General features: G+C 67.2%; 6 protein-coding genes and 1 pseudogene. 5 read left to right on the forward strand and 2 right to left on the reverse strand.

Annotation, left to right across the window (positions count from 1 at the left end):
- Nucleotides 1-15 precede the first annotated feature (15 nt).
- From EOINJALH_RS27440 to EOINJALH_RS27455, 4 genes are all read left to right on the forward strand, one after another.
- Nucleotides 16-588, forward strand: a complete 573-nt coding sequence (locus EOINJALH_RS27440; RefSeq protein ID WP_088286222.1) for an RNA polymerase sigma factor — start codon at nt 16-18, stop codon at nt 586-588.
- A gap of 74 nt (nt 589-662) precedes the next feature.
- Nucleotides 663-1,211, forward strand: a complete 549-nt coding sequence (locus EOINJALH_RS27445; RefSeq protein ID WP_088286224.1) for a hypothetical protein — start codon at nt 663-665, stop codon at nt 1,209-1,211.
- Between the two features lie 110 nt (nt 1,212-1,321).
- A complete protein-coding gene (locus EOINJALH_RS27450) occupies nt 1,322-4,084 on the forward strand; it encodes a CHAT domain-containing protein (RefSeq protein ID WP_158219917.1) in 2,763 nt (920 codons plus the stop codon).
- Between the two features lie 26 nt (nt 4,085-4,110).
- A complete protein-coding gene (locus EOINJALH_RS27455; protein WP_088286228.1) occupies nt 4,111-5,409 on the forward strand; it encodes a S8 family serine peptidase in 1,299 nt (432 codons plus the stop codon).
- Nucleotides 5,410-5,547: 138 nt separating this feature from the next.
- Here the strand turns inward: EOINJALH_RS27455 and EOINJALH_RS27460 are convergent, their stop codons facing one another.
- Together EOINJALH_RS27460 and EOINJALH_RS27465 are read right to left on the reverse strand one after the other, a co-directional pair.
- Entirely contained in the window at nt 5,548-9,393 is a 3,846-nt protein-coding gene (locus EOINJALH_RS27460) for a PAS domain S-box protein (protein ID WP_158219918.1), read from the reverse strand.
- A gap of 196 nt (nt 9,394-9,589) precedes the next feature.
- Nucleotides 9,590-10,054, reverse strand: a complete 465-nt coding sequence (locus EOINJALH_RS27465; protein WP_088286232.1) for a hypothetical protein — start codon at nt 10,052-10,054, stop codon at nt 9,590-9,592.
- A 338-nt stretch (nt 10,055-10,392) separates the two neighbouring features.
- Here EOINJALH_RS27465 and EOINJALH_RS32060 point away from each other — a divergent pair.
- Nucleotides 10,393-10,892: pseudogene (locus EOINJALH_RS32060) on the forward strand (hypothetical protein); the annotation flags it as partial.

Below are 10,892 nucleotides of genomic sequence, written 5' to 3' on the forward strand. Positions count from 1 at the left end.
CGCTTATGTGCAGCCATGGATCTCGATGACGACCTCGTAGGGCTGGTGGCTCGCTGCAAGGCGGGTGACCAGCGGGCATGGGCCACGCTCGTCAAGCGCTTTCAGAGGCTCGTGTATGCCATCGTCTGCCGCATGGGTCTGGACGAGCATGTGGCGGCCGATGTCTTCCAGACGGTGTTCGAGCGTCTGCACCAGCACCTGCCGAGGCTGCAGGACCCGTCGCGCCTGCAAGCCTGGATCGTCACGACGGCCAAGCGCGAGGCCCTGCTGCAGCGCCAGCGTGGCCAGCGCCTGGTGTCCACGACCGTGGCCGACGGCGATGACGGTGAAGGTTCTGCCGAATGGGATTTTCCGGATGAAAGCCCGGTGCCCGAGCAGGCGCTGTCCCACCTTCAGCAACTGGATCGTCTGCGCCGTGCACTCGACACGCTGGACCCCAAGAGCCGTGCCCTCATCGAGGCGCTGTTCCGGGACGAGGACGAGCGCCTGCCCTATGACGAGGTCGCTCGCAAGCTGGGTATGCCGATCGGCAGCCTCGGGCCGACCCGACAGCGGTGCCTCGAGCGGTTGCGCCGCCTGATCGCGTAACACAACCACACATCGATGTATTTACCGCCGCGGTGTCTGCTCTGTGGGGCAATCCTTAGCGCGAGCACGACACCATGGAGTCTCTTCAACACCTGTCCGACGATGACTTGTTGGTGCTGACCCAACAGGCTATGGCCCTGCCGGACGCGCCGAGTGCGTGGATCCAGCGGGCTGTGGCGGTGGGTCAGGCACCTGCAGAGTCGCGCGTTGCCACCACGGCGCGGGCTGTGGTCAAGCACCTCGTCGCTGCTCTGGGTTTCGACAGTTGGAGCACGCCGCAGCTGGCGCTGGGCCTCCGGTCGATGCCGGATCGGACCCGGCACCTGCTGTTCAGTGCCCAGGGTCGCGACATCGATTTGCGGATCATCCCGACGGCCGAGCACTTTGCGATGGCTGGCCAGGTGCTGGGCCCGGACGATGGCGGCACGGTCGAACTGGTGCACCGGCCGCTGCCGCTCGCCGGCGACGAGCACAGCGGGCACGAAGCGCACATCGCGTCGCTCGACGAACTCGGCGAGTTCCGCTTCGGAGACCTTCGCCAGGGCACCGTCTCGATCGTCTTCCGCCTCGGCAAGGATGAGGTTCACCTTCCGCTGATCGACGTCGGAGAGCGTCGGGTCTGACCGCCGTGCTGACCCGGGGCCCCACTCAGCAGGATCAAGTCGATGCCCAGGTGGCGCGGCTGCTGGCTGCGTGCGGCCGTGCGCCGCCCAGCATGTCTGCGGAGGAGCGCTTGTCGCTCGCCTGGGGGCTCAAGGATGTCTGCCACTCGGCCTGGAGCAGTGAGCCCCAGCGCGCCGTACGCGCCGCCGAAGCCTTGCGTGGGCTGCTCGAAGCGATCGACGATTCGTCGATGGACGATCGGATCCGAACTGAACTTGTGGCACTGTCGTGCTGGGCCGATGCGATTGCCGACATCATCTGCGGCCGCATGACCGACGCCGAAGCGGGTCTGGACCGTGCCGATGCCGGGTTCAGGGCCATCGGAAAGCCAGGCCATGCGGCCCAGACGCAGGTGCCCAAGATCATGGTCCTGGGCATCCTGGGAAGGCACGCCCAGGCGGCCAAGTGTGCCGAGAAAACCAAGGTCGAGCTCACCCGGCTGGGCGACCTGCCCACCGCGGCCAAGGTCAGCCTCAACCTGGGCAACCTCCAGATGGAGCGTGACGCTTATTCCGACGCAACGCGGAACTATCGGGAGGCCGCCGTGCTGTTCTCGCGCGCCGGTGATCGAGAGCATTCGATCATGGCCGACATCGGGCTGGCCGATGCGCTGACGGCGACTGGCGACTTCGCTGAAGCGAGCCGCATCTTCGCTCGCGCGCGGATGCGCGCCGCCGCGCACGGGCTGCCCGTGTTGGAGGCCCTGATCGAGGGCTCCTCTGCGCTGCTCGATCTATCTCGCGGCAATTACCGCGATGCGTTGCGGGGTCTGGAGCGATCCCGCCAACGCTGGGAGCAGATGGAGATGCCCCAGAACCTGGCCATCTCGGAAAAGCAACTCGGTTACGCCTACCTCGAGCTTCGCCTGCTGCCAGAAGCCATGGCCCTGCTCGACGATGCGGTCGAGAAGTTCGAGCGCCTGGGCATGGCGGTCGAGCAGGCGTGGGCACTGAGTCAGCGGGGCCGGGCTTTGGTCCTTCAAGGTCGACGCGCGCTGGCCTCCGATTCGCTGGTCGCGGCGGCCCAGCTGTTTGCCGAGCACGACAGTCCGGTGGGCGGGGCTGCGGTGGCGCTGGTGCGAGCCGAACTGGCACTGGCGAATGGCGACCCTCAGGAAGCGCTTGCATTGGCGGAGACTGCGTCACAAGCATTTGCCGATGCCGGCCAAGTGCCCGGTCGCACGGGGGCCGAAGCCGTCGTCGCTGCGGCCCTGTTGGATTCCGGGCACGTCGCGGCCGCCGGGGCTCGATTCGAGGCCTGTCTCGAGTCCGCCGAGACGCTCCAATTGCTGCCGGCCCAGGTGCGCTGCCTGACCGGCCTGGGCCGTGTTGCACGAGCCGAGGGGCGGATCGCGGCGGCCGCCGAATGGTTCGAGTCGGCCGTCGAGCGATTTGAAGACCAGCGTCGAGCCCTGCCGGGGGACGACATCCGCAGTGCCTATCTGACGGACCACCTTCAGCCATATCAAGCGCTGCTTGGCCTGGCGCTCGAAGCGCCGGAGTCGGCCACGGATGAAGGTGCGAGTGCCCGTGCAGCACGCGTCCTGTGGCAGCTCGATCGCATGCGCGCCCGGGCGCTGGCTGAGCGCATGTCGCACGGCAACGAACGCGAAAGCGACGAACCGGATGCACTGGGCGAACTTCGCACCCGGCTGAACTGGCTCTACCGTCGTGTCGATCCATCGGCAGAGGGGGCCGATGGTTCGGCTCACTGGCAGGACGAGATTCGCCGTGCCGAGCAGACGCTGCTCGAGCGCGCACGCCGCCAGCGTCTGGCTGCTGCCAGCAGCGTGGAAGTGGTCGGTCTCGATGACGGATTCAGCGTGCCGGCCCTGCAAGCCCATCTGGGCGAGGGCGACGCACTGGTCGAGTATGGCGTTGTCGGCGACGAACTGTTCTGCTGCGTGGCGACCGCGTCGCGAGTGCAGTTGATTCGAAACGTGGCTTCGTGGGCCGTTGTGCAGCAGGCCGTGCGGTCCACCTGCTTCCAGATCGAGTCGCTGCGTCATGGCGCTGCGCAGATGTCGAGCCACATGGCGCAGCTCGAGCACCGTGCCCGCATTCGCCTCACTCAATTGGGGGGGCTTCTTTGGGCGCCATTGCGTTCGGCCCTGGCCGGCATTCGCCGCGTGCTGGTCGTTCCCCATGGCGAGCTGGCGAGGGTGCCGTTCGGTGCCCTGACCGATGGCGACCGATACCTCGCCGACACCATTGAACTGGCAGTCGCGCCCAGTGCGCGCGTGGCGCTCTACGGTCTGCTCCGCAAGCCGGTGATCCCGGAATGTGTCTTGAGTCTCGGCGAATCCAGCCGCCTGCCCCATGCGGGTGCCGAAGCCGAGCTCGTGGCGAGCCTCTTTCCTCGCGGCCATTCGCTCGTCGGCTCGGCGGCCACCGTGGCAGCGCTGCAGGAGATGGCGGGTTCGGCCGATGTCTTGCACTTGGCGTGCCATGCGCAGTTTCGCATCGACAGCCCGATGTTTTCGGCGCTGCAGCTCGCCGATGGCGCGTTGACCGCCGAACAGGCTGAGGCGCTTTCGCTCAAACCCGGTGTCGTTGTCCTCAGTGCCTGTGAAACCGGGTTGGCCGGCGACAATGTGGGTGACGAGATCATTGGGCTGGTCCGCGCCTTCATGGTGGCCGGTGCAGCGCGAGTGGTCGGCAGCCTGTGGCCAGTCGACGACCGGGTCACGTCCGATTTCATGACCCATTTCTATTCAGCGCTGAAGAACGGCGACTCGCCTGCGACCGCCCTCAGGGGGGCTCAACTGGCTGTGCGGGCAACACACCCGCATCCATTTCATTGGGCAGCATTCACGCTGCATGGCGGCTGGTGAGCCGCGCAGGTCCACGAGGTACCGTCATGAAGAGCTTCATCGCCAGTTTTTCTGGCATCGCTGCCGCGATTGCAGCGTGCCTGACCATCGTGACGATGCCCGCAGGTGCGGCGCAACCGGGCGACGTGGTTCCGGGTGAAGTTCTGCTCAAGCTGACCAGCACGGCTGCGTTGGGCCCATTGCTTCAAAAGTACGAGCTCAGCCTTTTGTCCTCATTCGGGGCGAGGCCCATCTACCGTGTGAAGGTCATTGGCGGTGCGGTGGTGGCTGACAAGCTTGCCGCACTTGGATTGGAGCCCACCGTGCTGCTGGCCGAGGAAAACCGACTGACGCAGTCGCCGGAAGCCACCAAGATTCGTCCCTGGGCCATCGGCACCGAGACCGACTATGTGTCTCAGTGGGCCTGGCCGTCCTTGCGCCTGTCCTTCGCCCACCGCATCGCCACCGGCAAGGGCGTGCGCGTGGCCGTTCTCGACACTGGCGTCGATCGAACGCATCCTGCCATCGCCGCCCGTTTGGCCCCCGGTCAGGATTTCGTCGATGGCGACACCGATCCTACGGAAGGCGGCACGTCCCTCGACGTTTCCTTTGGGCACGGCACCCACGTCGCCGGCATCATCGCCCGCATGGCGCCTGGCGCCACGATCATGCCCATCCGTGTCCTCGATCCGCAGGGCCTCGGCAATGTGTGGACACTGTCCGAGGCCCTGTTGTATGCCATCGACCCCGACGGCAATCCGGACACCGACGATGGCGCGCACGTTGTCAACCTCAGCCTCGGCAGTCCGGTGCGCACCCGGTTGCTCGATGCGGTGGCCAATCTCGTCAGCTGTGGCCTGCCGGACGCTGCCGATCCTGTCACCGACATGACCGATCCGGGTTACAACGCCGACCGCCAGCGCTGCACGCGCAGCGCGGGTGCCGTCATCGTGGCGGCTGCTGGCAACGATGGCAGCCGTGACCTTCGCATCTACCCCGCGGCCGAGGGCGCCTACGGATTGATCTCGGTGGCTGCAAGCACCTCGGCGTCGAAGCTGGCGGACTTCAGCAATTCTGGCGACTGGATCAGTCTCGTGGCCCCTGGGGACGGCATCACCAGCGCGGTGCCGGGCGGCTATGGCAGCTGGAGCGGCACGTCCATGTCTGCCCCGATCGTGGCCGGCACGGCGGCACTGTTGCGGCAGATTTCGCCGACCATGGAGCCCAAGAAGCTGGCCCGCTGCCTCGACCGCACCAGCGCGGCGATGGTGGGCACGAAGATTCGGTCGGTCAGCCCGTACCGCGCTGTCCTCACGCTGTCTCAGTACCCCGACTGCAATCCCTGACGCCGGGCAGGGCACCTTCGGGTTGCCCGCGGCGCCACTCGTCCGCGGCGAGGTCCATCGGGTCCATTGGCAGTGGCGTGCTGTTTGGGTGAGACAGACCAGGGTGAGACAGACCAGTGCGAGACAGACCAGGGTGAGTCAGACCAGGCGTTGAAACTCGGCGCGCGTGCGGGCGAAGCGCAGTTCGAGTTGATCGATCATCGACGCCAGTCCGGTGAGGTCTCCTGCGGCGATGTGCCGCTCCATGCGCACACACACTTCCGACATGCCTGTGGCGCCCAGGCTGGCGCTGATGCCCGCGAGCTTGTGGGCCTTCTGTGCAAGCCGCGACGCCTCGCGACGATCGGCAAAGCGCTTGATCTCGCCGATCGTGCCAGGTGTCTCGGCCAGATAGTCCAGCAACAGGCTGCGCAGCAGGGAAGGCTGGCCAGGCTCGTCGATGGCACGGAGTTCACCCACGATGCGCTGGTCGATCAGCGGCACCGAATCGGGCTCGGTCACCAGGGCGGCCTTGCGGCCACTGCCCACTGTCCGCTCGATCAGCGCCTGCACATCCACCGGGAGGATGGGTTTGGCAATGTAGTCGTCCATGCCGGCTTCGAGGCAGCGCTCGCGATCACCCGTCAATGCGTTGGCCGTCATGGCCACGATGCGCGGCCGATCCAGGGGTGGCATCTCGGCGACGATGCGACGGGTGGATTCGAGGCCATCCATCTCCGGCATCTGCAGGTCCATGAACACCAGGTCGTAGGGGCGCAGCTTCACCAGCTCGAGCGCCTCGGCCCCGTTGCCGGCGACGTCGCAGGCATAGCCCAGCTTGGCCAGGATGCCCACGGCGAGTTTCTGATTGATCGCGCTGTCCTCGGCCACCAGGATGCGCAGCGGCAGGCGCTGGCCCATGGTCGGATCGAGGCGCCGCGAGCTGTCGATCGGCCCTTCGTGCCCGGCGTCGGCCTGGAGCACACGGGTCAGCGATTCGAACAGTTGCGTGTGCTTCACCGGCTTGGCCAGGCGCGCCGCGAACAGGCCTTCGGCCGGGGCGCTGCCTCGGCGGTGCGTGCTGGACGACAGCAACAACAGGGCCGGCAGCGAGCCCGGGCACAGCCAGCGGATCTGCTGGGCCAATTGCACGCCGTCCATGCCGGGCATGTGCAGGTCGAGCACCGCGGCGTCGAACAGCCGGTCCTTGTCGAGCATGGTCAGCGCCTCGGTGGCACTGGAGGCCGATGACACCTCCATGCCCCAGCGCCGGCATTGCGTCTCCAGGATGTGCAGATTGGTCGGGTTGTCGTCGACCAGCAGCACCCGTTTGCCGGTGAGTTCGGGGCTGGCCTGGCTGGCGTAGCGGGGCCGATGGGTGCCCGAGGCCGCCTCGGCCGCGATCGTGAAGAAGAAAGTCGAGCCCTGTCCATCGGCGCTCTCCAGCCCGATGACCCCGCCCATCAGCCGCACCAGCCGCTGGCAGATCGCCAGCCCCAGGCCCGTGCCGCCGTACTTGCGGGTGGTCGACGAATCGGCCTGGGAGAAAGCCTTGAACAACTGGTGCTGCTGGTCGGCCGGGATGCCGATGCCGGTGTCGCGGATCGAGAACTGCAGGCGCAGGTGATGATCGTTGCGGTCGATCAGCCCGGCAGACAGGCAGACTTCGCCGCGCTCGGTGAACTTGACGGCATTCGACAGCAGGTTGACGAACACCTGGCGCAGGCGGGTGGCATCGCCGACGATCCACGGCGGCACGTCGTCGGCCAGCACGTACAGCAGGTCGATGCCCTTCTCGGCGGCGCGAGGGGCCAGCATCTCCACGGCCTCCTCGATGCACGCGCCCAGTTCGAAGGGTCGGTGCTCGAGTTCGAGCATGCCCGAGTCGACCTTGGAGAAGTCGAGGATGTCGTTGATCACCGCCAGCAGCGCGTCGCCGCTGGTGCGGATGGTCTGCACGTAGTCGCGCTGTTCGGCGTTGAGCGAGGTCTCCTCCAGCAGCGCCGTCATGCCCACCACCGCGTTCATCGGCGTGCGGATCTCATGGCTCATGTTGGCCAGGAACCCGGCCTTGGCCTCGGCCGCCTGCAAGGCTTGTTCGCGCGCAGCGACCAGTTCGCCTTCGACACGGCGCCGCTCGGCCACCTCCTGCTGCAGGGCGGCATTGGTGCGAGTCAGCACCTCGGTGCGTTCGGCCACGCGCACCTCCAGCAACTCCCGCTCGCGTTGCAGGGCCAGCGAGGCCTGGTGCCGTTCGGTCACGTCGCGCAGGATGCCGAGATAGCGGCCGTTGCCCAGCGCCACGGCGGCAATGTCGGCCGTGCAGTAGGTGCCGTCGGGGCGCAACAGAACCACCTCGCCCTGGCTGCGGCCGGTCTCGACGACCCGCCGGAAATGCTCGGTTCCCGCGTGCACGTTGGTGGGGTCAGGTGCCAGCGTTTCGCCGATCGTCATGCGCAGCAGATCGGATGGCGACCGGCCCAGCAGACCGGACGCGGCGGGGTTCACCTCGAGGTAGCGGCCGTCGCCGTCGACGACGATCACGCCGTCGAGCGATTGCTCGATGTACGAGCGCAGCTTGCGTTCGCTCTGCTGCAGCGCCTGCTCGGCCAGCCGACGTCCGGTGATGTCGCGCACGATGCCGGAGAAAAACTGCACGCCGCCGATCTGCATCGAACTGACGCCGAGATCGAGCGGGAAGCAACTGCCGTCCTTGCGTTGCCCCGTCACCTCGCGCCCGATGCCGATGATGCGGCGCTCGCCGGTGGCCAGGTAGTGCTGCATGTAGCCGTCGTGCTGCTCGCGGTCTGGCGAGGGCATGAGCAAGTGGACGTTCCGGCCCATCACCTCGGCCTGCGTGTAGCCGAACAGGCGCTCGGCAGACGGGTTGAAGCTCTGGATGGCTCCTCGTTCATCGATCGTGATGATCGCGTCGAGCGCGTTGTCGACCACTGCACGCGTGCGCGATTCGCTGGCTTCGGAGCGTGCCAGCGCGGCCTGCAACTCGACGGTGCGCTCGGCCACCAGGTTCACGGCACGGGCGCGCAGGTAGGCCATCGTGCCCACCAGCCCGCCCAGCAACAGGCTCACCAGCGATCCCGCTACCAACACGATGCTGGGCTGGTCGGACTCGACCGTGGCCAGGTAGCCGGGCAGGGCGACAAAGTGCATCGTCCACTGTCGTTCGCCATAGCGCAGCGGTATGTCGCGGACGAGCATGGGTTTGAAGCCCCGAGACACCTCCTGGGTCATCTCGGGACAGGTGAACAGCGGCACGGCCCCATCCCGAGCCCTCAGCCCGATGAGCTTGGCATCCGCACCCAGTGAGGAGCCAACGGTCTCCATCGGATGGAAGGCCTCCACCACGAAGCCCATCAAGGCCCGCTTGCGGTCAGCTTCGGAAACCAGTTTGTCGTCGCCGCCATACACCGGCACGAAGATGCCCCACACCTGGTCTGCCTCCGACTGGCTGCGCGACCAGCGCAAGGGGCCGGACATGATGGTGCGCCCTGTGCGAGCGGCCAACGACATCGCCTCGGCCGCCACCGGATCGTCCGCCAGGTCTTCGCCCAGGGTCACCGTGCCCGCCGGCAACGCGCGGTCGATGAAGGCCAAGGGCGAGTAGGCCCCGCGGTGAGCGCCACCGATGCTGGTCACCTTGTAGCCGGCCAGGCCGTCCCGGCGAACCTCGTCCTCGTGGGCGCTGCGCTCGTTGAGCGGCACCCGCGGTGCATAGCCGATGAGCAGTCGACCGGGGTACTCCTCGATGACGGGCGCTCGCTCGAAATAGCGCCGCCACTGCCCGCGGTCGAAGCCTTCGCGCACGCCGATGAACCCGGCGATGCTCTTCAGTGCTGTTTCGTAGCTGTCGAGCCGATGCGCGAGTTCCTTGTGGATGCGGTCGGTGCGGTACTCGAAGCGCGCTTCAGCCACTGCGGCGGCGCGCATGGCAGCGTCGCGCCACAGCGCAGCGGTGACCAGCAGCCCGACCATGGCGACAAGCATTGCGGGCACGATCCCGGGCCGCTCCCAGGGGCGGCTCGGGGCAACCAAGGGCGGTGGCACAGGGGCGTGTTCCTGGTGAAAGACGGTCGACATGCACTCCGGATGCAGGCAGCCCAACAATCTTCGGCCGGGCTGTGCAGTTTACCGGCTCGACCAAAGCCGGGTGATCACCCGGAACAGCGTGCGGCGATATGCCTCACTCGCCAGCGAGCGTCAGCGGGTCGTTGGCGTCGGCAAAGTCGGCTGCGGCTTGCGGCGTCACCGCTGGGCGCTCGCCATAGAAGGCTCGGCATTCAACTTGCGGACCGCACATGACGATCTGGGCAAGCACCGCCACGGAATCATGATCGAATGGTTCGGTGTGCAGGGGAATCATCAGCGTGCGCCCGCGCAGTGCCGTCGGACGAGTGCGCAGCAACTGCACCATCGTCATGGCCGCAGAAGCGACCACACGCACAGGCTTGACTGCCGCCGCGGCCATGTCGAGATGACGCGGCTCGTCGATGGGAAGAACGCGCGCCAGCGACGAAGACTGCAGCACACACGCCACATGCTGATCCAGGTTGTACCAGCAGTTCCAGATGGGGCCCACCGGAGAGGCCCACAGGGGACTGGCCCACAGGAGGCCGATGACAGGCAAGAGGCGGCGCGCGGGGATCATGCGTTGTTGTCGGCGCTTGAGGCCGGTACTTGAGCGTGGCGCGCGCATCATGAGACGGAGTTTGGAAAAGCTCGGCGGCAATGGTCGCATGCTTTGGACGCGTCGGTTGTGTGTTCTTGTCCGCTTGACAAAGATCACATTCAGGTTCCGGTGTGTGAACCCGCGCTGGGAGGCGTCTCGACAGGCCTCTGAGGGGTGAGCGCGACAAAGGTCGGCATCCTTTCTCACACTTTGGCCGCCAAGGTTCAAAACACGACCTTTGGCCTGGCCGTACGCACTATGCTGCTGCCAGTGGCCCACCGGGCGTTATCCAGCAGGCGCAAGACAAGGTTCTACCGATGAACGACAGCGGGTTGTGGTGGATCGTGGGGGCGGCGCTGGCCGTTTTGGCGCTTTGGCAGTGGATCTCTTCGCGCCGACGTGCCCGGGACCGGACGCTGGAGGAGGGCCAGGCATCGCAGGGCGGACCCACGCTGGGTCCGCCGATCGAAGGACCCGAGGCGGACGATGGCCAAGCCCGCGAGGCCGCGGAAGCCCAGGCGGCCCGCGAGGCCGCGGAAGCCCAGGCGGCCCGCGAGGCTGCAGAAGCCCAGGCAGCCCGCGAGGCAGCAGAAGCCCAGGCAGCCCGCGAGGCCGCGGAAGCCCAGGCGGCCCGCGAGGCCGCGGAAGCCCAGGCAGCCGGCGAGGCTGCAGAAGCCCAGGCAGCCCGCGAGGCTGCAGAAGCGCAGGCAGCCCGCGACGCTGCGGAAGCCCAGGCAGCCCGCGACGCTGCGGAAGCCCAGGCAGCCCGCGAGGCTGCAGAAGCCCAGGCAGCCCGCGAGGCTGCAGAAGCCCAGGC

The sequence above is a fragment of the Ideonella sp. A 288 genome, assembly GCF_002198735.1.
In the GTDB taxonomy this organism is placed as follows: domain Bacteria; phylum Pseudomonadota; class Gammaproteobacteria; order Burkholderiales; family Burkholderiaceae_C; genus Pseudaquabacterium.